Origin of the sequence: Methylibium sp. T29-B (genome assembly GCF_000576225.1) — a bacterium.
GTDB lineage: Bacteria > Pseudomonadota > Gammaproteobacteria > Burkholderiales > Burkholderiaceae_C > Methylibium > Methylibium petroleiphilum.
Genome location: NZ_AZSN01000064.1, coordinates 1 through 21,101, shown reverse-complemented (window position 1 = coordinate 21,101; position 21,101 = coordinate 1). Strand labels below are relative to the sequence as shown.

Genomic DNA, 21,101 nt, shown 5'->3' with positions numbered 1-21,101 from the left:
GGCGCCCGCAGCGGCGGCGCCGGACGCGACCGCCGCTTCGTCGCGAGCGTCGAGGCCGATACACCGCCCGCCGCCACCGCGAAGAAGCCGCCGGTGCGCATCCGCAAGACCGACCTCGCCAAGGCCAAGGACAACGACGCCCCGTTCTGAGTCTTCGACGTTGCGTCGCCCCGTCCGCGAGCCCGCATGAGTGCCGACCCCGCCCGCGCCGAGTCCGGTCACACCCCCATGATGCAGCAGTACCTGCGCATCAAGGCCGAGCATCCCGACACGCTCGTGCTCTACCGCATGGGCGATTTCTACGAGCTGTTCTTCGAGGACGCCCGCAAGGCGCACCGCCTGCTCGACATCACGCTCACCAGCCGCGGCCAGAGCGCCGGCGAGCCCGTCGTGATGGCCGGCGTGCCGGTGCACGCGCTCGAGAACTATCTCGGCAAGCTCGTCAAGCTTGGCGAGTCGGTCGCGATCGCCGAGCAGGTGGGCGACGTGGCGACTGCCAAGGGGCCGGTCGAGCGCAAGGTGGTGCGCGTCGTCACGCCGGGCACCGTGACCGACACCGAGCTGCTGTCGGAGCGCGTCGACACCCTGCTGCTGGCGGTGACGCGCGAGCGTGCGAGTTACGGCCTGGCCTGGCTGGGCCTGAGCAGCGGCACGCTGGGTCTCAGCGAATGCGGCGAGCGCGAACTCGCGGGCTGGCTGGCGCGCCTGGGCCCGGCCGAGGTGCTGGTCGACGACCGCGACGACGCGGCGCTGACGGCCGCGCTGTCCACTACTCGCACGGCGCTCACGCGGCGACCCGCGTGGCAGTTCGACACGGCGCTGGGCCGGCGCAAGCTGTGCGAACAACTGCGCGTTGCCAGTCTCGCCGGCTTCAATGCCGAGGACGTGTCCGCAGCCCACGCCGCCGCCGCGGCGCTGCTCAGCTACGCCGAGCACACCCAGGGCCGGGCGCTGGCCCATGTGGGTTCGCTGGCGGTGGAGCGCGCGAGCGATCTGCTGGAACTGCCGCCGGCCACGCACCGCAACCTCGAGCTGACGCAGACGCTGCGCGGCGAGGACGCGCCGACGCTGCTGTCGCTGCTCGACGTGTGTCGCACCGGCATGGGCTCGCGCGCCTTGCGCCACTGGCTCACGCACCCGGCGCGCGTGCGCACGGCGGCCCGCGCGCGCCATGAAGCGATCGGCGCGCTGATGGAACGTGGCGGCGAGGTGTTGCGCGAGGCGCTGCGCGGCGTCAGCGACGTCGAGCGCATCACCGCGCGCATCGCGCTGCGCCAGGTGCGTCCGCGCGAACTGACCGGACTGCGCGCCACGCTGCTGGCGCTGCCCGCGCTGCGCGACGGCGTGCCGCGCGACAGCGCGCTGCTGGCCGATCTGGCACAGCAGCTCTCGCCGCCCCCGGAGATCGCCGACCTGCTGCAGCGCGCCATCGCCGACGAGCCGGCGGTGCTGTTGCGCGACGGCGGCGTCATCGCAACGGGCCACGACGCCGCGCTCGACGAGCTGCGCGGCATTGCGCAGAACTGCGACGCCTTCCTGCTGGACCTGGAGGCGCGCGAGCGCAACCGCACGGGCATCGCCAACCTGCGCGTGCAGTTCAATCGCGTGCACGGCTTCTACATCGAGGTCACGCAGGGCCAGGTCGACAAGGTGCCGGCCGACTACCAGCGCCGCCAGACGCTGAAGAACGCCGAGCGCTACATCACGCCGGAGCTGAAGGCCTTCGAAGACAAGGCGCTGTCGGCACAGGAGCGTGCTCTGGCGCGCGAGAAGCTGCTGTACGACGGCGTGCTCGATGCGCTGCAGCCGCAGCTGGCCGCGCTGGGCGCCGTGGCGCGCGCGCTGGCCAGTCTGGACGCGCTGGCCGCGCTGGCCGAGCGCGCGGCGGTGCTGAACTGGTGCTGCCCGGAGTTCGTGAGCCAGCCTTGCATCGAGATCGAGCAAGGCCGCCATCCGGTCGTCGAGGCGCGGCTGGCCGAGACCGGCGGCGGTGGCTTCATCCCCAACGACTGCCGGCTCGACGCCAACCGCCGCATGCTGGTGATCACCGGTCCCAACATGGGCGGCAAGTCGACCTTCATGCGCCAGGTGGCGCTGGTGGTGCTGCTCGCCGCGATGGGCTCCTACGTGCCGGCCGCAGCCTGCCGGCTTGGCCCGGTCGACGCCATCCACACCCGCATCGGCGCGGCCGACGACCTGGCGAACGCACAGTCGACCTTCATGCTCGAGATGACTGAGGCGGCGGCCATCGTCCACGGCGCCACCGAGCACTCGCTGGTGCTGATGGACGAGATCGGCCGCGGCACCTCCACGTTCGACGGCCTGGCGCTGGCCGGGGCGATCGCCAGCCAGCTGCACGACCGCAACCGCGCCTTCACGCTGTTCGCCACCCACTATTTCGAGCTGACCGCCTTCCCCGAGAAGCACCCGCGTGCGCTGAACGTGCACGTCAGCGCGGCAGAGTCGCACACCGGCCACGGCGACGACATCGTGTTCCTGCACGAGATCCAGCCCGGCCCGGCCAGCCGCAGCTACGGCGTGCAGGTGGCGCGGCTGGCCGGCATGCCGGCGCCGCTGTTGCGCCAGGCGCGCGCGACGCTGGAGGCGCTGGAGGCCCAGCAGGCGGCCAGCGCCTCGCAGATCGACCTGTTCGCCGCGCCCCCGCCCTCGCCGCCGCGCGAAGCCACCGAGCTCGAGCGGGCCCTGGCCGGCGTCGAACCCGATACATTGACCCCGCGGGAAGCGCTCGACGCGCTCTACCGCCTCAAATCGCTCCACGAGCGTTCCAAGGAAAACTGACATGACCTACTGCGTCGGCGTGCGGCTCAATGCCGGCCTCGTGTTCCTGTCCGACTCGCGCACCAACGCCGGGCTCGACCAGATCAGCACTTTCCGCAAGATGATGGTCTACGAGAAGCCCGGCGACCGCTTCATGGTGCTGCTGTCGGCCGGCAACCTGAGCATCAGCCAGTCGGTGCGCGAGATCCTGCAGGTCGAGAAGCTGGAGAACGGCGACAAGCCGCCGCTGACGATCTGGAACGCCACCAGCATGTTCGATGCGGTGCGCGTGCTCGGCAGCGCGGTGCGCCGCGTGCACGAGCAGGACGGCGCCTCGCTCAAGCGCGCCGGCATCGACTTCAACGCCTCGATGATCTTCGGCGGGCAGATCGCCGGCGAAGCGATGCGGCTGTTCCTCGTCTACTCGGCCGGCAACTTCATCGAGGCCACGCGCGAGACCTGCTACTTCCAGATCGGCGAGAGCAAGTACGGCAAGCCCATCCTAGACCGCATGATCACGCCGGCCACCAGCCTGGACGAGGCGGCGAAGTGCGCGCTGGTGTCGATGGACTCGACGCTGAAGTCCAACCTCTCCGTCGGTCTGCCGCTGGACCTGCTGGTCTACCAGGACGGCCGCTTCCAGACAGAGCAGATCGTCTGCATCGACGAGCACAACGAGTACTTCCGCATGATCCGCGGCAGCTGGGGCCAGAAGCTGCGCGCCGCCTTCGAGAGCATCGACGCGCCGCAGTGGGACAGCGGCGGCGCCGCGGCCCATCCGCTGCGCACCGGCCGCGAACGCTGCGAACCGATGCGCAAGATCACCCACCCGAACGAACGCATCGTCTGAGCATGGCGGGCGGACGCGGACGCGGACGCTCGCGCGGCGCCATCGTCTTCTCGCACGCCAACGGCTTTCCGGCCGGCACCTACCGGCTGCTGTTCGAGCACTGGCGCGCAGCCGGCTACACGGTGCACGCGGTCGAGAAGTTCGGCCACCAGCCGGCCTACCCGGTGACCGGCAACTGGCCGCACCTGCGCGATGAACTGATCCACTTCGCCGAGTGGGCGCTCGTCGACGATGCGCCGGCCTGGTTCGTCGGCCACTCGCTGGGCGGCTTCCTCAGCGTGCTGGCTGCGGCCCGGCGGCCCGACCTGGCGCGCGGCGTGGTGCTGCTCGACTCGCCGATCATCGGTGGCTGGAAGGCACGCGCTCTGCAATTTGCCAAGGCAACCGGTCTCGGTGAACGCTACTCGCCGGCCGCTGTGTCGCGGCGGCGTCGCCAGCACTGGCCCAGTGACCAGGCGGCCTTCGAGCACTTCGCCACCAAGCCGGTGTTCGCCCGCTGGCACCCCGAGGTGCTGCGCGACTACGTCGCTGCCGGCACCGAACCGGCCGGCGCGGTGCGCGCGCTCAGTTTCCGGCGCGAGGTCGAGACCGAGATCTACCGGACCCTGCCGCACCATCTGCCGCACGTCCTGCGCAGGCATCCGCTCGGTTGCCCGGTCACCTTCATCGGCGGCACCGCGTCAGCGAGGTGCGCCAGGTGGGCCTGCGCGCGACCGAGCGTCTCACCCAGGGGCGGGTGAGCTGGATCGAAGGCGGCCACCTGTTCCCGATGGAGCGTCCACTGGAGACCGCCGAGGCGGTGCTCATGCAGTTGCGCAGCCTGGCCTGCGCCCACCGCGCGACCGGCTGACGCCGAGACCGCCGGGCAGGCGGGCCCGGCCCGGCCGATATACTCTCGCTTTACCACCACGGCACTTTTGGAAACAACGTGCCGCATGTCATGACCAAGTTCGTCTTCGTCACCGGCGGTGTGGTGTCCTCCCTCGGCAAGGGCATCGCGTCGGCATCGCTCGCGGCCATCCTGGAATCGCGCGGCCTCAAGGTCACCCTGATCAAGCTCGACCCGTATCTGAACGTCGATCCGGGCACGATGTCGCCGTTCCAGCACGGCGAGGTCTTCGTCACCGACGACGGTGCCGAGACCGACCTCGACCTCGGTCACTACGAGCGCTTCATCAGTACCCGCATGAAGCGCAGCAACAACTTCACGACCGGCCAGATCTACAAGTCGGTGCTCGAGAAGGAGCGCCGCGGCGACTACCTCGGCAAGACGGTGCAGGTGATCCCGCACGTCACCAACGAGATCCAGGAGTTCGTCAAGCGCGGCGCCAACGACGTCGACGTGGCGATCGTCGAGATCGGCGGCACGGTCGGCGACATCGAGTCGCTGCCCTTCCTGGAAGCGGTGCGCCAGATGGCGCTGCGTGCCGGCCCCAGCAACTCGGCCTTCGTGCACCTGACCTACGTGCCGTGGATCGCCGCGGCCGGCGAGCTCAAGACCAAGCCCACGCAGCACACCGTGCAGAAGATGCGCGAGATCGGCATCCAGCCCGACGCGCTGCTGTGCCGCGCCGACCGCGAGATCCCGGAGGACGAGCGCGACAAGATCTCGCTGTTCACCAACGTCGGCCTGCAGGGCGTGATCTCGATGTGGGATGTCGACACGATCTACAAGGTACCGCGCATGCTGCACGAGCAGCGCCTGGACGAGCTGATCTGCATGAAGCTGCAGTTGCTCACCAAATCGGCCGACCTGCGCCGCTGGGACCGCCTGGTGCACGAGGTGACTCACCCGCAGCACGAGGTGACGATCGCGATGTGCGGCAAGTACACCGACCTGTCGGACTCGTACAAGTCGCTCAACGAGGCGCTGCGCCACGCCGGCATCCACCATCACGCGCGGGTCAAGATCGAATACGTGGACTCGGAGCTGCTGAACGAATCCAACATCGACCAGTTGGCCGGTTATGACGCCATCCTGGTGCCAGGCGGCTTCGGCAAGCGCGGCGTGGAAGGCAAGATCCTCACCGCCCGCTACGCACGCGAGCACAAGATCCCCTACCTCGGCATCTGCCTGGGGATGCAGGTGGCGACCATCGAGGTGGCCCGCCACCTGGCCGGCCTGAAGGACGCCAACAGCACGGAGTTCGAACCCGCCACGCCGCACCCGGTGATCGCGCTGATCGACGAGTGGCAGGACGCCGACGGATCGGTCCAGAAGCGCGACGCCAACTCCGACCTCGGCGGCACCATGCGCCTGGGCGCCCAGAGTTCCGACGTGAAGCCCGGCACGCTGGCCCACCAGATCTACGGCCCGGTCGTGACCGAGCGCCACCGCCACCGCTACGAGGCCAACGAGCACTACCTCGACCGCCTGCAGCAGGCCGGACTGGTGATCAGCGCGATCACCCAGCGCGAGAAGCTGACCGAGATGGTCGAGCTGCCGCAGAGCGTGCACCCGTGGTACGTGGGCGTGCAGTTCCACCCCGAGTTCAAGTCCACGCCGTGGGCGGGACATCCGCTGTTCATCAGCTATGTCAAGGCCGCGCTGGCCCACCAGGCCGAGCGTGGCACGGCCTCGGGCGGATTGCAGAAGGTGGCGGCATGAGCATGATCGAGCCGACGTCGCTCGGAGGTCTGGCATGAAGCTGTGCGGCTTTGACGTCGGCCTCGACCGGCCGTTCTTCCTGATCTCCGGCCCCTGCGTGGTCGAGAGCGAGCAACTGCAGATGGACGTGGCCGGTCGCCTGAAGGAAATCACCGCGGCGCTCGGCATCCCCTTCATCTTCAAGTCCAGCTACGACAAGGCCAACCGCTCGTCCGGCACCTCGTTCCGCGGACCGGGCATGGAGAAGGGCCTGGAGATCCTGGCCAAGGTGCGCCGTGATCTGCAGGTGCCGGTGCTGACCGACGTGCACAGCGAGGCCGAGATCCCGGTCGTCGCGCAGCATGTCGACGTGCTTCAGACCCCCGCCTTCCTGTGCCGCCAGACCGACTTCATCCGGGCCGTGGCCCAGAGCGGCAAGCCGGTGAACATCAAGAAGGGCCAGTTCCTCGCCCCTGGCGACATGAAGAACGTGATCCAGAAGGCGCGCGACGCGGCACGCGAGAAGGGCCTGCCGGACGACGTGTTCATGGCCTGCGAGCGCGGCGCGAGCTTCGGCTACAACAACCTCGTGTCCGACATGCGCAGCCTGGCCATCATGCGCGAGACCGGCAGCCCGGTGGTCTTCGACGCGACCCACAGCGTGCAGCTGCCGGGCGGCCAGGGCACCAGCTCGGGCGGGCAGCGCGAGTTCGTGCCGGTGCTGTCGCGCGCGGCCATCGCGGTCGGCGTGGCGGGCGTCTTCATGGAAACCCACCCGGACCCGGCCAAGGCGCTGAGTGACGGCCCAAATGCGGTGCCGCTGAAGCACATGAAGGCCCTGCTGGAGCAGCTGGTCAGCATCGACCGCGTGGTCAAGGCACAGCCGCTGCTCGAGAACGATTTTTCCTGTTGATGTTGACCACCCCCGTTGCGGCGATGCCGCGCCCCCTCGAGGGGGCGACGCTGGCGGACCGGCGAAACCGGATCCGCGGCGTCCTCTCGTCGAGCACCTCTCTTCCTCTTTGAAAGTCATTCCATGAGTGCCATCGTTGACATCGTCGGGCGCGAGATCCTCGACAGCCGCGGCAACCCCACCGTCGAATGCGACGTGCTGCTCGAGAGCGGCGTGATGGGCCGCGCCGCAGTGCCGAGCGGCGCCTCCACCGGCTCGCGCGAGGCGATCGAGCTGCGCGACGGCGACAAGGGCCGCTACCTCGGCAAGGGCGTGCTGAAGGCCGTCGAGCACCTCAACACCGAGGTCTCGGAAGCCGTGCTGGGGCTCGACGCCTCTGAGCAGGCCTTCCTCGACAAGACGCTGATCGACCTGGACGGCACCGACAACAAGGCCCGCATCGGCGCCAACGCGACGCTGGCGGTCAGCATGGCCGTGGCGCGCGCGGCGGCCGAGGAATCGGGCCTGCCGCTGTACCGCTATTTCGGCGGCATGGGCGGCATGCAGCTGCCGGTGCCGATGATGAACGTGGTCAACGGCGGGGCGCATGCCAACAACAGCCTCGACCTGCAGGAGCTGATGATCATCCCGGTGGGCGCGCCGAGCTTCCGCGAGGCGGTGCGATGGGGCGCGGAGACCTTCCACGCGCTGAAGAAGATCCTGCACGACAAGGGCATCAGCACCGCGGTGGGCGACGAAGGCGGCTTCGCGCCCAGCGTCGAGAACCACGAGGCCGCGATCCAGATGATCCTCGAGGCGATCGACAAGGCCGGCTACACCCCGGGCACGCAGATCGCGCTGGGCCTCGACTGCGCCGCCAGCGAGTTCTACAAGCCGGGCAAGAACGGCTCGCTGGTCTACCAGCTCGACGGCGAGGGCGGCCTGTCGCTGTCGGCCCAGCAGTGGACCGACATGCTGGCCGGCTGGGTCGACAAGTACCCGATCATCAGCATCGAGGACGGCATGGCCGAAGGCGACTGGGCCGGCTGGGCCCACCTGACCGAGGTGCTGGGCAAGAAGGTGCAGCTGGTCGGCGACGACCTGTTCGTCACCAACACCAAGATCCTGCAGGAAGGCATCGACAAGGGCATCGCCAACTCGATCCTGATCAAGATCAACCAGATCGGCACGCTGACCGAGACCTTCGCCGCGATCGAGATGGCCAAGCGCGCCGGCTACACCGCCGTGATCTCGCACCGCTCGGGCGAGACCGAGGACAGCACCATCGCCGACATCGCGGTGGGCACCAACGCCGGCCAGATCAAGACCGGCTCGCTGTCGCGCAGCGACCGCATGGCCAAGTACAACCAGCTGCTGCGCATCGAGGAAGACCTGGGCGACGTGGCGGTCTATCCCGGCCGCGCCGCGTTCTACAACCTGCGCTGAGTCCCCGCTGCCTGCCGCGCCCGCCGCCGCCATGCGCCTGATCACCGTCGCGCTGGTCGCGTTGCTGGCCCTGGTCCACGCCGAGCTGTGGTTCGGCAAGGGCGGGGTCGGCCGGGTGGTCGGCCTGCAGGCGCAGCTGCGCGAGCAGCAGGCGAAGAACGACGTGGCGCAGACACGGAACGACCGGCTCTCGGCCGAGGTGCGCGACCTCAAGGAAGGCCTGGAGATGGTCGAGGAGAAGGCGCGCTCCGAGCTGGGCATGCTCAAGCCCGACGAGATCTACGTGCAGTACGCGCCGCGCCGCTAGGCCCGCGCCCGACTCTCTTTCGCCCCGATGCGCCGCCCGAGCGCATGCCTTGCGATGCTCACCTCGCTGATCGACTTCCTCAACGCACCGGCCTTCGTGCTCGGCCCGCTGGCCGCCAGCCGCGCCGAACTGGCCGGCGCGCTGCTGGGCGTCTGGATGGTGTGGTGCAACCTGCGCGTCGACCCGCTGGCTTGGCCGCTGGCGATCACCAGCTCGGCGCTCTACGGCCTGGTGTTCTGGGAGGCCCGGCTGTACGGCGACGCATCGCTGCAGCTGCTGTTCATCGCGGTCGCCTTCTGGGGCTGGTGGCAGTGGCTGCGCGGCACCCAGGCCGATGGCAGCGCGCTCGCAGTGCGCCACCTCGCCCCGCGCGGCCGGCTGCAGGCACTGCTGGCCTTCGCCCTGCTGTGGCCGGCCACCGCGTTGCTGCTGCGCCACGGCACCGACACCGACGTGCCCTGGTGGGACGCCTTCCCCACCGCCGGCAGCGTGGTGGGCCAGGTGCTGCTGGGCCGCAAGCTGGTGGAGAACTGGCCGGTGTGGATCGCCGTCAATGCCGTCGGCGTGAGCCTGTTCGCCTACAAGGGACTGTGGCTCACCGTCGGGCTCTACGCGCTGTTCGCGCTGCTGGCGGCGATCGGCTGGCGCGCCTGGACCCGCAAGGCCGCGGCGATGAGCTCGGCATGAGGCGGCTTGCGGGGCGGTGCGCATGGGCCCGGTGATCGCGCTGGTCGGTGCCGAGAGCACCGGCAAGACCACGCTGGCCCATGCGCTGGCGCTGGAGCTCCGTTCGCTCGGTCGCCCGGCCACGCGGGTGGCCGAGTACCTGCGCGAGTTCTGCGACGCGCACGGCCGCACGCCGCGGCCCGAGGAACAGGCCGCCATCGCCGACGAGCAATGGCGTCGCATCGAGGCCGCCGCGCGGGACGGTCACATCGTGCTGGCCGACACCACGCCGCTGATGATCGCGGTCTACAGCGAGTTCGTGTTCGGCGACCGCAGTCTCTACCCCCTGGCGCTCGAGCGCCAGCGCCGCTGCGCCCACACGCTGCTGACCGGCCTCGACCTGGCCTGGCAGCCCGACGGCCTGCAGCGCGACGGCGCCCAGGTGCGCGGCCCGGTCGACCGCTTGGTCCGCGACGCGCTGGCCTCTGCCGTGCTGCCCTATTCGGTGGTCTATGGCGAAGGCTCGGCGCGCACGGCAGCCGCTGTGGCTGCGCTGCGCCCGCTGCTGCACCTGCCCGCCCAGGTGGCCCCCGCGCCCGACGGCCCGCGGCTGCGTGGCCGCTGCCGCGAATGCCTGCAGCCCGAATGCGAACATCTGTCGTCCGCGTCCGCGGCGAAGCGCCCCTTGCCATGAGCGAACCCGATTCCTCTTCTCCTCCGGCCCACCCGCCCCGGCCGATCCGCAGCTTCGTGCTTCGCGCTGGCCGCATGGGCAGCGGGCAGACGCGCGCCCTCGCCGAACTCGGCCCGCGCTTCGTGCTGCCATTCCAGCGCGAACCGCTCGACCCGCAGACCGTGTTCGGACGCCGCGCCCCGCGGGTGTTCGAGATCGGCTTCGGCATGGGCGACGCCACCGCGCAGATCGCCGCCGCCCGACCCGACACCGATTTCATCGGCTGCGAGGTGCACACGCCGGGCGTCGGCGCCCTGCTCAAGCAGATCGGCGAGCGCGAACTGACGAACTTGCGCATCGTGCAGCACGACGCGGTCGAGGTGCTCGAGCACATGATCGAACCCCGCTCGCTGGCCGGCATCCACCTGTTCTTCCCGGACCCCTGGCACAAGAAGAAGCACCACAAGCGCCGCCTGGTGCAACCCGCGTTCGTCGAGCGACTGGTGACGCGGCTCGCGCCGGGCGGCTACCTGCACTGCGCCACCGACTGGCAGCCCTATGCCGAGCAGATGCTCGAGGTGCTGGGAGCCGAGCCGGCGCTGCGCAACAGTGCCGACGGCTACGCGCCGCGGCCCGAGTACCGGCCGCTGACGAAGTTCGAGCAGCGCGGCCTGCGACTGGGCCACGGCGTCTGGGATCTGGTGTTCGTCCGCGGCTGAGCCCGCGCCAGCGCCGGGATCTCGGAGCGGCCGATGCCGAGATCCTTGAGCTCGTGTTCCGACATGGCCTGCAGTTCGCCCACTGCAACGCGGCGCATGCGGTGCGCCGCCCACGCCGCCCGCAGCCGGTGCAGGAAGGACGGCCGCGGGCCGGTCCGGATCTTGGGGTTCGTTGTCATGGGCATCTCCCTTCGCGAGCACAGGACCACATCGTGCAATGCGTCGTGCTATCGTGAAAGTTGAGATTACTGAGGGTTTCTATCAGACTTCCTGATGCGTGGGCTCAACCTCGACCAACTGCGCACCCTGGTGTCGATCGCCGACCTGGGCACGTTCTCGGCCGCCGCGAGGGCGCTGCACCTGGCTCAACCCACAGTCAGCCTGCACATCGGCGAGCTGGAATCGCGGCTCGGAACGCCGCTGGTCGTGCGCGGCAGCCGGCGCGTCTCGCCCACGGCCGCCGGCGCCGCGCTGATCGATCGTGCCCGGCGCCTGCTGCGCGACGCTGACGAGGCCGTCGACACCGTGCAGCGCCACGCCCGCGGTCAGGCCGGGCGCGTGCGCCTGGGCACCTCGACCGGTGTGATCGTGCACCTGCTGCCGCAGGTGCTGAAGGTGCTCGAACATGAGCATGCGGGCATCGATGTGGAGGTGGCCATCCTCGGATCGAACCACTGCATGGAGCGGCTCACCGCCGGCACGCTGGACATCGGCCTGATCGCACTGCCGCAGCCGCCGGTGCGCGATCTCGTGGTGACGCACTGGCGCAACGACCCGATGAGGGCCTTCGTGCCGCCGCGCTGGCGTGCCCCCCGGGCGGCAACGCCGGACTGGCTGGCCGCGCAGCCGCTGATCTTCAACGATGCGACGACCCGCATGTACCGGATGACGATGGAGTGGTTTGCCGCCGCCGGCCACGCGCCGCGTGCCCGTATCGAGCTCAACTACACGGAGGCGATCAAGAGCCTGGTAGCGGCCGGGTATGGCGCCGCGATCCTGCCAATGGAGAGCTCGGCAGTCGCGGTGGCCGCGGGCGCCGATCCGGTGCAGCTGATCCCGCTGCGACCGGCGCTGACCCGCAGCCTCGGCGTGGCGCACCGCGCGCCGTCGTCGCTGGACGGCGCGACGCGGATCGTGCTCGCCACGCTGGAACGCTTCAGGCAGCGCTGAGCGCCGCCCTCCCTTCTGCTCAGTCCTTCCAGTCCACCCAGCCGCCCCAGGCGCTCAGCAGCACCAGGCCGCCGAAGGCGATGCGGTACCAGGCGAACACGGTGAAGTCGTGCGTCGACACGTAGCGGATCAGCCAGCGGATGCAGACCAGCGCGCTGAGGAAGGCGAACACCACACCGACCGCGAACACCGGCAGGTCGCCCCAGCTCAGCAGGTCACGCTGCTTGATCAGCGAATAGGCGCCGGCGCCCATCAGCGTCGGGATGCCGAGGAAGAAGCTGAACTCGGTGGCCGCCTTGCGCGAAAAGCCGAACAGCATCGCACCGATGATGGTGGCGCCCGAGCGGCTGGTGCCCGGGATCAGCGCCGCGCACTGCACCAGGCCGACCTTCAGGGCGTCGAGGGCGCTCATGTCGTCGATCGTCTCGACGCGCGCCACGCGCCCGCCCTCGAGATCGCGATCACCGAACAGCGCCCGGTGGCGGCGCTCGACCCACAGGATGATCAGCCCGCCGACCACGAAGGCCGTCGCCACCGGCACCGGATGGAACAGGTGCTCCTTGATCAGCCCGCCCAGCGCGAGGCCGGAGATGACCGCCGGCACGAAGGCGATCAGCAGGTTGCGCACGAAGCGCTGCGCCACCGCCTCGTGCGTGATGCCGGCCACCGTGGCCCGCAGGCGCACCCGGTACTCCCAGATCACGGCGAACATGGCGCCGGTCTGGATCGCGATGTCGAACACCTTCACGATCTCGCCGGTGAAGTTGAGCAGCGACGCGGTCAGGATCAGGTGCCCGGTGCTCGAGATCGGCAGGAACTCGGTGAGTCCCTCGACGATGCCCATGATCGCGGCCTTGACGAGCAGCAGGATGTCCAAGAAAACGTCTCCGGTGCGGCAAAGCGATCGATGTTAGCTGCCGACCCTGACCGCGCCGCGCCGCCGGGCCACGGCGAGCCCCATGATCGCGGGGATGCGTGAAGGCTTCACCGATCTTTACCGGATCGCCACCGGCGAGGCACCGTCGCGACGGCGCTCAGCGGCATCCTCGGCACTGCGGTCGGGATCTGCCGTGCCTGGTTTGACCCCCTTGCGGGCCGGCGCTACATTAATGACCGATCAGTCAGTAAATCCATGTCACGAACTGCCGACTCCCTCCCCTCCACCCGCCAGCGGCGCAAGGAAGCGCGCCCGCAGGAGTTGCTCGACGCCGCCCTCGATCTGTTCGTCGAGAAGGGCTTCGCGGCGACGCGCTCGGAGGAGGTGGCGGCGCGCGCCGGCGTCTCCAAGGGCACCCTCTACCTCTACTACCCCAGCAAGGAAGAACTGCTGAAGGCGGTGATCCGCGAGAACATCTCGCAGGAGATCGCCGAGGGCGAGGACATCGTGCGCGGCTTCGACGGGCCGACGGCCGAGCTGCTGGCCCACCTGATGGCCGAGTGGTGGCGCCGCATCGGCGAGACCCGCGCCTCGGGCATCTGCAAGCTGATCATTTCGGAAGTTCGCAACTTCCCCGACATCGCGCAGTTCTACCTCGACGAAGTGGTGCTGCCGGCCGAACGCATGATCGGCGGGGTGGTGCAGCGTGGCATCGACCGCGGCGAGTTCCGCCCGGTGGCGGTCGACGACGTGGTGCATGCCCTGATGGCGCCGATGCTGTTCCTGATGCTGCACAAGCATTCGATGGGCGCCTGCCCGAATCTGGATCGCCGCCTCGACGCGCCGCGCGTGGTCGCAATGCAGGTCGACTTGGTGCTCAACGGCCTCGTGCCGCGCACTGCGCCACGCGGCGGCCCGCGGAAAGCGAAGGCATGAAGCGCCGGGCGGCGTGGTGGACCGGCGCCGCCGTCGTGCTGCTGCTGGTCGGCGCGGCGCTGGGCCGCGGCCTGCTGGCACGCAAGGCCGAGCAGGGCCGCATGCTGGCGCACCCTGCCGACGTGGCCCTCGAACTCGCGCCGCTGGACGTGGCCCGGGTTCAGCCGCGCGAGCTGCTGCGCACGCTAGAGATCACCGGCGCACTGAAGGCGGTGAATTCCGCGGTGGTGAAGGCCAAGGTGGCGGGCGAGGTGCAGCAGCTCAGCGTGCGCGAGGGCGATCGTGTCACGGCCGGCCAAGTGCTGGGTCGAATCGACGCGACCGAGTACGCCTGGAAGCTGCGCCAGGCGCAGGAGCAGTCGGCCCAGGCCGGCGCGCAGCTCGACATCGCCGAGCGCGCGCTGGAGAACAACCGCGCCCTGGTGAATCAGGGCTTCATCTCGAAGAACGCGCTCGACACGTCGGTCTCGAACGCGGCCGCCGCACGTGCGGCGTTGCAGGCGGCCCGGGCGGCTGCCGAACTGGCGCGCAAGGCCCAGAACGACACGGTGCTGCGTGCGCCGATCGCCGGCGAGGTGTCGCAGCGCGCTGCGCAGCCCGGTGAACGCGTGGCGGTCGACGCGAAGCTGGTCGAGATCGTCGATCTGTCGCGGATCGAGCTCGAGGCGGCGGTCGCGCCCGAGGACGTGGGCGCGGTACGCATCGGAGCGGCCGCCCGCCTGCAGGTCGACGGCATCGCGGCGCCGGTGCTGGCGCGCGTGGCCCGCATCAACCCGGCCGCCCAGGCCGGCACGCGTGCGGTAATGGTCTATCTCGCGGTCGAGCCCCAGCCCGGCCTGCGCCAGGGCCTGTTCGCCAAGGGGCGCATCGAGCTGGAGCGCCGCACCGCGAGCAGCGTGCCGGCGACGGCCGTGCGCATCGATCAGGCACGCCCCTATGTGCTGGCGGTCGAGGACGGCCGGGTGGTGCAGCACGGCGTCGAACTGGGCCTGCGGGCGGACGCCGCGGCCCGCGGCGACGAGGCGCTGGTCGAGGTGAACTCCGGCATCGCCGACGGCAGCACGGTGCTGCGCGCACCGTGGGTGCGGTGCGCGAGGCACCCGGGTGCGGCTGCCAGCGCCCGGCGAGGCGCCCGCGCCGGCCACCGCGTCGGCCTCTTCGGGCGCCACCACGACGCGCTGAAACGCAGGACAGCGACCGCCCCATGTGGTTCACCCGCGTCTCGATCGCCAACCCGGTGATGGCCACGATGGTGATGCTCGCCTTCGTCGTGCTGGGCCTGTTCAGCTACCAGCGGCTGTCGGTCGACCAGTTCCCCAACATCGACTTTCCCACCGTCGTGGTGCAGTTCGACTACCCCGGCGCCTCGCCCGAGATCGTCGAGAGCGAGGTGACGAAGAAGGTCGAGGAGGCGGTCAACACCGTCGCCGGCATCAACTCGCTGTACTCGCGCTCCTACGAGGGCAGCTCGATCGTCATCATCGAGTTCAACCTCGACGTCGACGGCCGCAAGGCCGCCGAGGACGTGCGCGAGAAGGTCGCGCTGGTCCGCCCGCTGCTGCGCGAGGAGGTCGAGGAGCCGCGCGTCTCGCGCTTCGACCCGGCCAGCCAGCCGGTCTTCAACGTCGCCGTGCTGTCCGAGGACGGCCGGCGCAGCACCCAGGAGCTCACCACGTGGGCCACCCAGGTGCTGCAGAAGCGCCTGGAGAACGTGCGCGGCGTCGGCGCGGTATCGCTGATCGGCGGGCTGGAGCGTGAGATCAACATCTACCTGCGGCCCGCGGCGATGGAAGCGCTGGGCGTCAGCGTGGAGCAGGTGCTGGCCGCGGTGAAGAGCGAGAACCAGGAGCTGCCGATGGGCGCGATCCGCTCGCGCGAGCAGGAGCGCGTGGTGCAGATCAACGCGCGCATGAAGACGCCGGAGGATTTCCGCGACATCGTAGTCGCGCGCAAGGGTGCCGCCGGCAACAACCTGAGCGCTGGCGCGCCGATCCGGCTGCGCCAGCTGGCCGACGTGGTGGACGGTCCGCAGGAGCTGGAGACGCTGGCGCTCTACAACGGCCAGCGCACCGTGCTGCTGTCGGTGCAGAAATCTCAGGGTGAGAACACCATCGCCGTGGTCGACGGGCTGCAGCGCGCACTGGAGAACGCCCGCGACGTGACGCCGCCGGGCATCCGCACCGAGATCAACCGCGACAACTCGCGCTCGATCCGCGTGTCGGTGGCGAACGTCAAGCGCACGCTGATCGAGGGCGCGGCGCTGACGATCCTGATCGTGTTCCTGTTCCTCAACTCCTGGCGCTCCACCGTCATCACCGGCCTGACGCTGCCGATCGCGCTGATCGGCACCTTCCTGTTCATGTACGCGTTCGGCTTCACCATCAACACCATCACGATGATGGCGCTGAGCCTGTGCGTGGGCTTGCTGATCGACGACGCGATCGTCGTGCGCGAGAACATCGTGCGCCACGTGCAGATGGGCAAGAGCCCGCACCAGGCCGCACTCGACGGCACCCAGGAGATCGGCCTCGCAGTGCTGGCCACCACGCTGAGCATCGTCGCGGTGTTCCTGCCGATCGGATTCATGGGCGGCATCGTGGGCAAGTTCTTCCACGAGTTCGGGCTCACCATCGTCGCGGCGGTCCTGATCTCGATGTTCGTGAGCTTCACGCTCGACCCCATGCTGTCGAGCGTGTGGAACGACCCGCAGGCTCACGGCATCCACCGCGGTGCGCCGCTCACGTTGTACGACCGGACCATCGGTCGCGTCACCGGCGCGTTCGACCGTTTCACCGGCCGGTTGTCGAACGGCTACCAGCGCATCCTGCGCTGGTCGCTCGCGCACCGGCTCGCGACGCTGGGCCTGGCCGCTGCCACCTTCGCGGGCAGCTTCTTCGTCATCCCGCTGCTCGGCGCCGAGTTCGTGCCCAAGGCCGACTTCTCGGAGACCCAGCTCAACTTCTACACGCCGGTCGGCTCGTCGATCGAACTCACCGAGCAGCGCGCGAAGCAGATCGATCAGGTGCTGCGCGAGATGCCCGAGGTGCGCTACACCGTCACCACCATCAACAGCGGCCAGGCGCTCGGCAAGATCTACGGCGCTGTCTACGTGCGGCTGGTCGACCGCAAGGATCGCGAACGCGACGTGGCGCAACTGGCGGTGCCGCTGCGCGAACGCCTTGCCGGCATCCCCGGCATCACGGTCACCAACATCGGCCAGACCGACCTGGGCGGCGGCAAGAGCCTGCAGTTCTCGATCCAGGGCCCCGATCTCTCCGAGCTGGCGCGCCTGTCCGCGCTGATCACCGCGAAGCTGCGAGACATCCCCGGCCTGGTGGATCTGGACAGCACGCTCAAGCCCGACAAGCCCACGGTGTCGATCGAGGTGAAGCGCGACGCCGCGGCCGACGCAGGGCTCAACGTCGACGCGCTCGCCGGCAGCCTGCGCACGCTCGTGGCGGGCACCACGGTGGGCAACTGGCGCGCGCCGGACGGCGAGAACTACGACGTGAACGTGCGCCTCGCGCCCGAGAGCCGCCACTCGCTGGCCGACCTGGCGCGGCTGCCGCTCAACGTGACGGCCGCGGCCGACGGCACGCCGCGCATCGTGCGACTGTCGCAGGTGGCCGAGGTGAGCCCGTCGACCGGCCCGAACCAGATCAACCGCCGTGACCTCAATCGCGAGATCAACATCGACGCCAACGCCTTCGGCCGCAGCTCGGGTGATGTGTCGGCGGACATCCGCAAGCTGCTCGACAGCGTGGCCTGGCCGCCTGGCTACCGCTACAGCTTCGGCGGCTCGACCAAGAACATGCAGGAGTCGTTCAGCTATGCGATCGGTGCGTTGGCACTGGCCGTCGTCTTCATCTACATGATCCTCGCCAGCCAGTTCCGGAGCTTCCTGCAGCCGCTGGCGTTGATGAGTTCGCTGCCGCTCACGCTGATCGGCGTGGTGCTGGCGCTGCTGGCGTTCCGCTCCACGCTCAACATGTTCAGCATCATCGGCATCGTGATGCTGATGGGCCTGGTCACCAAGAACGCCATCCTGCTGGTCGACTTCGCGATCCGCTCGCGCGAGGGCACGCACGGCGCCGCCGGGGAGCACGCCCCGATGGGCCGCGAGGACGCCCTGCTGCACGCCGCGCAGGTGCGCCTGCGGCCGATCCTGATGACCACGCTGGCCATGATCTTCGGCATGGTGCCGCTGGCCTTTGCGCTCAGCGAGGGTTCGGAGCAACGCGCGCCGATGGGCCAGGCCGTGATCGGCGGCGTGATCACCTCGTCGCTGCTGACGCTGGTGGTGGTGCCGGTGATCTACTGCTACCTTGACGACCTGGCCAGCTGGGCGCGTCGCCGCTGGCACCCGCACCGGCCGGCGCCGGGTGGTACCGCACAAGCGGACGCCCTGTCGTGAGACCGATTCCACCCCCGAAATAGAATTCGCCGCCTTGCAAACCCCCTTCCGCGAGAGCCTCATGAACATCGAACAAGCCCGCTTCAACATGATCGAACAGCAGATCCGCCCCTGGGATGTGCTGGACTCCTCGGTGCTGTCGCTGCTGGCCGTGGTACGCCGCGAGGAGTTCGTGCCGTCGGCCTACCGCGCCCTGGCCTTCACCGACATGGAGCTGCCACTGGCCGAGGGGCAGTTCATGCTGTCGCCCAAGGTCGAGGCCCGCCTGCTGCAGGAGCTGGCGGTGCACAAGCACGAGCGCGTGCTCGAGGTCGGCACGGGGTCGGGCTTCATGGCCGCGCTGCTTGGCCACAAGGCCCGTGAAGTGCTCAGCCTCGAGATCCGCCCCGCGCTGGCGCTGCAGGCCCGCATCAACCTGCAGCGCGCGGCGGTCGTCAACGTCGAGGTGCGCGAGGCCGACGGTTCGCGCGCCACGGCAACCGACGGCCCGTTCGACGTGATCGCGCTGTCGGGCTCGGTGGCCGAGATCCCGCGCGGCCTGCTCGACCAGCTCAAGGTGGGCGGGCGACTCGCCGCCATCGTCGGCCGGGATCCGGTGATGCGCGCCGTGCTCGTGACCCGCACCGAGGGCGGCGGCTTCCACAGCGTGGAGCTGTTCGACACGCTTGCGCCGCGACTCGACGGCTTCGGCGAACCCTCCTCCTTCAGTTTCTGATCCCGCGTGCCGGGTCCCTGCAGAAAGATCCCCATGCCCCAGCGCTCCTCGCACTGCCCGCCGTCGCCGCTGCCGCGGCGGCACCGCCTGGCCCGGGCGCTGACGGCTGGTCTGCTGCTCGGTGCCGCCGCGGTGGCGCAGGCTCAGAGCCTGCAGTCGCTGTACGACGCCGCACGCGGCTACGACGCCAGCTACCTGGCGGCCCGCGCGCTGGCCGATTCGGCACAGTTCCGCTACGAGCAGGTGAAGGCGCTCAACCGCCCGAGCGTGGCCCTGTCGGCGAGCACCACCCGCAGCGAGACCGACACATCGGCCGGCAGCGCGAGCGGCACCAGCACCGGCGCGCAGATCTCGGCGCTGCAACCGCTGTTCAACCGCAGCAACAGCAGCACGATCGATCAGGCCGAGAAGAGCTATGCGGTGTCGATGGCCGACCTCGAGAGCGCCGAGCAGGACCTGGTGGTGCGGCTGAGCCAGGCCTACTTCGACGTGCTGGCGGCACAGGACACGCTGGCGACGACACGCGCCAACAAGACCGCCATCGCCGAGCAGCTGGCCTCGGCGAAGCGCAATTTCGAGGTCGGCACCGCAACCATCACCGACACGCGCGAAGCGCAGGCCCGCTACGACCTCGCCACCGCGCAGGAGATCGCCGCCGAGAACGACCTGCGCGTACGGCGCATCGCACTCGACCAGCTCGTCGGGCGCACCGACGTCGAACCGCGGCCGCTGACGGTCCCGGTGCAGCTGCCCGAGGTGCTGCCGGCCAACGTGGAGGACTGGGTGACGCAGGCGGGCCAGTCGCCCAGCGTGCGCAAGGCCCAGCTGGCCTACGAGGTGGCGCAGCTCGAGACCGAGAAGGCGCGTGCCGGCCACCTGCCGACAGTCGACCTCGTGGGCGGCGTCGGCCGCAACCGCAACACCGGCCGCACCGCCGGCAGCGGTCTGAGCGGCAGCACCACCAGCGCGCAGATCGGCGTGGAGCTGAACCTGCCCCTGTTCGCCGGCTACTCGATCCAGAACCGCGTGAAGGAAACGCTGTCGCTGGAGGAGAAGTCGCGCAACGACCTGGAGTTCGCGCGCCGCAGCGTCACCCAGGGCACGCGCCAGGCCTACTTCACCGTCCAGTCGGGCCTGGCCACGGTGAAGGCCCTCGAAGCCGCCGAGGCCTCCAACAAGCTCGCGCTCGAGGCCACCCAGCTCGGCTACAAGGTCGGCGTGCGCGTCAACCTCGACGTGCTGAACGCGCAGACGCAGCTCTACACCACCCAGCGCGACCTGGCGCGCGCCCGCTACGACGTGGTGCTGGGCAACCTGCTGCTGCGCCAGGCGGCGGGCACGCTCAAGCCCGACGACGTGGGCAGCGTCAACCGGCTGCTCGCGCCCTGAGACTCGCCGGCAGGGCCGCGCGCCATCGCACGCGGCCGCACGGAACGCCCAGCCCATGTCGCCCCCGCCGCCGCCCGTCGACGCCGCGCTCGTGATCGCCCGCACCCGGGCGTGGCTGAGGCATGCGGTGATCGGCCTGAACCTCTGCCCCTTCGCCAAGGCGGTGGAGGCCAAGGGCCAGGTGCGCTATGTCGTCAGCGAGGCCGCCGAGCCCGAGCGCCTGCTCGACGAGCTGTGCCGCGAACTGCGCGCGCTGGCCGAGGCCGACCCGGCGGAGGTCGACACCACGCTGCTGATGCATCCGCAGGTGCTGGGCGATTTTCTCGACTACAACGACTTCCTCGACCGGGTCGATGCCGCGATCGAGCGCCTGGGTTTCGAGGGCGTGCTGCAAGTGGCGAGCTTCCATCCGGACTACCAGTTCGCCGGCACCGCGCCCGACGATGCCGAGAACGCCAGCAACCGTGCACCCTACCCGACGCTGCACCTGCTGCGCGAGGCCAGCATCGACCGTGCCGTGGCGGCCTTCCCCGAGGCCGAGTCCATCTACGAGGCCAACATCCGCACGCTGCGCGGACTCGGCCGCGAGGGCTGGGCGGCGCTGCAGGCCGACATCGAGCGCGACGCCCGCGATGCCCGCGACGCGCCCGACACGCGCTGAGCCGCACCGCGCCGTGTCCGC

18 protein-coding genes and 1 pseudogene are annotated in these 21,101 nt (G+C 69.9%); 17 read left to right on the top strand and 2 right to left on the bottom strand.

Annotated elements, in window-relative coordinates; genetic code table 11:
• The first annotated feature begins 186 nt into the window (after positions 1 to 186).
• From mutS to trmB, 10 genes and pseudogenes are all read left to right on the top strand, one after another.
• Positions 187 to 2,799, top strand: a complete 2,613-nt coding sequence (gene mutS / locus Y694_RS11855; protein ID WP_036232677.1) for a DNA mismatch repair protein MutS — start codon at positions 187 to 189, stop codon at positions 2,797 to 2,799.
• Position 2,800: 1 nt separating this feature from the next.
• On the top strand, positions 2,801 to 3,628 hold the full coding sequence (locus tag Y694_RS11850; RefSeq protein ID WP_036232674.1) for a proteasome-type protease: 828 nt from the start codon (positions 2,801 to 2,803) through the stop codon (positions 3,626 to 3,628).
• 2 nt (positions 3,629 to 3,630) lie between these two features.
• Positions 3,631 to 4,478 (top strand): annotated as a pseudogene (locus Y694_RS11845) (alpha/beta hydrolase).
• A 90-nt stretch (positions 4,479 to 4,568) separates the two neighbouring features.
• Complete coding sequence (locus tag Y694_RS11840) at positions 4,569 to 6,236, top strand: CTP synthase (protein WP_011830428.1); 1,668 nt, start codon at positions 4,569 to 4,571, stop codon at positions 6,234 to 6,236.
• Positions 6,237 to 6,270: 34 nt separating this feature from the next.
• Entirely contained in the window at positions 6,271 to 7,128 is an 858-nt protein-coding gene (gene kdsA, locus Y694_RS11835; protein ID WP_036232669.1) for a 3-deoxy-8-phosphooctulonate synthase, read from the top strand.
• A gap of 123 nt (positions 7,129 to 7,251) precedes the next feature.
• Positions 7,252 to 8,553, top strand: a complete 1,302-nt coding sequence (eno, locus tag Y694_RS11830) for a phosphopyruvate hydratase (RefSeq protein ID WP_011830430.1) — start codon at positions 7,252 to 7,254, stop codon at positions 8,551 to 8,553.
• A gap of 31 nt (positions 8,554 to 8,584) precedes the next feature.
• The gene (gene ftsB / locus Y694_RS11825) at positions 8,585 to 8,860 is read left to right on the top strand and encodes a cell division protein FtsB (protein ID WP_011830431.1); all 276 of its coding nucleotides are present in this window, start codon (positions 8,585 to 8,587) and stop codon (positions 8,858 to 8,860) included.
• A 54-nt stretch (positions 8,861 to 8,914) separates the two neighbouring features.
• Positions 8,915 to 9,547: a nicotinamide riboside transporter PnuC gene (pnuC, locus tag Y694_RS11820; protein WP_231497652.1), complete on the top strand. Its 633-nt coding sequence runs from the start codon at positions 8,915 to 8,917 to the stop codon at positions 9,545 to 9,547.
• Positions 9,548 to 9,569: 22 nt separating this feature from the next.
• Positions 9,570 to 10,220, top strand: a complete 651-nt coding sequence (locus tag Y694_RS11815) for an AAA family ATPase (protein ID WP_036232666.1) — start codon at positions 9,570 to 9,572, stop codon at positions 10,218 to 10,220.
• A complete protein-coding gene (gene trmB / locus Y694_RS11810; protein ID WP_081771326.1) occupies positions 10,217 to 10,918 on the top strand; it encodes a tRNA (guanosine(46)-N7)-methyltransferase TrmB in 702 nt (233 codons plus the stop codon). Before Y694_RS11815 ends, trmB begins: the two co-directional genes overlap by 4 nt.
• Here the strand turns inward: trmB and Y694_RS27170 are convergent.
• Positions 10,819 to 11,097 (bottom strand): DUF1127 domain-containing protein, encoded by a 279-nt coding sequence (locus Y694_RS27170; RefSeq protein ID WP_152543518.1) that lies wholly within the window; start codon positions 11,095 to 11,097, stop codon positions 10,819 to 10,821. The two genes, trmB and Y694_RS27170, sit on opposite strands and share 100 nt — an antisense overlap.
• Before the next feature lie 94 nt (positions 11,098 to 11,191).
• On the opposite strand from Y694_RS27170, the gene Y694_RS11805 reads away from it, so the two are divergent.
• Positions 11,192 to 12,088, top strand: a complete 897-nt coding sequence (locus Y694_RS11805) for a LysR family transcriptional regulator (protein ID WP_036232660.1) — start codon at positions 11,192 to 11,194, stop codon at positions 12,086 to 12,088.
• Positions 12,089 to 12,107: 19 nt separating this feature from the next.
• On the opposite strand, the gene Y694_RS11800 is transcribed toward Y694_RS11805, so the two are convergent.
• Positions 12,108 to 12,965, bottom strand: coding sequence for an undecaprenyl-diphosphate phosphatase (locus Y694_RS11800; protein ID WP_011828645.1), 858 nt, complete (start codon positions 12,963 to 12,965; stop codon positions 12,108 to 12,110).
• A gap of 255 nt (positions 12,966 to 13,220) precedes the next feature.
• Between Y694_RS11800 and Y694_RS11795 the strand changes: the two genes are divergently transcribed.
• From Y694_RS11795 to Y694_RS11770, 6 genes are all read left to right on the top strand, one after another.
• Entirely contained in the window at positions 13,221 to 13,901 is a 681-nt protein-coding gene (locus Y694_RS11795) for a TetR/AcrR family transcriptional regulator (RefSeq protein WP_011828644.1), read from the top strand.
• Positions 13,898 to 15,142 carry an efflux RND transporter periplasmic adaptor subunit gene (locus Y694_RS11790; RefSeq protein WP_231497651.1) on the top strand — a complete coding sequence of 415 codons (1,245 nt, stop codon included), beginning with the start codon at positions 13,898 to 13,900 and terminating at the stop codon, positions 15,140 to 15,142. The genes Y694_RS11795 and Y694_RS11790 overlap by 4 nt, the downstream gene beginning before the upstream one ends.
• Positions 15,106 to 18,315, top strand: a complete 3,210-nt coding sequence (locus Y694_RS11785; RefSeq protein WP_036232656.1) for an efflux RND transporter permease subunit — start codon at positions 15,106 to 15,108, stop codon at positions 18,313 to 18,315. Before Y694_RS11790 ends, Y694_RS11785 begins: the two co-directional genes overlap by 37 nt.
• Positions 18,316 to 18,376: 61 nt before the next feature.
• Positions 18,377 to 19,030: a protein-L-isoaspartate O-methyltransferase gene (locus Y694_RS11780; protein ID WP_011828641.1), complete on the top strand. Its 654-nt coding sequence runs from the start codon at positions 18,377 to 18,379 to the stop codon at positions 19,028 to 19,030.
• Positions 19,031 to 19,063: 33 nt separating this feature from the next.
• Positions 19,064 to 20,419: a TolC family outer membrane protein gene (locus Y694_RS11775; RefSeq protein WP_036232653.1), complete on the top strand. Its 1,356-nt coding sequence runs from the start codon at positions 19,064 to 19,066 to the stop codon at positions 20,417 to 20,419.
• Positions 20,420 to 20,474: 55 nt separating this feature from the next.
• A complete protein-coding gene (locus Y694_RS11770) occupies positions 20,475 to 21,080 on the top strand; it encodes a DUF1415 domain-containing protein (protein ID WP_011828639.1) in 606 nt (201 codons plus the stop codon).
• Positions 21,081 to 21,101 lie beyond the last annotated feature (21 nt).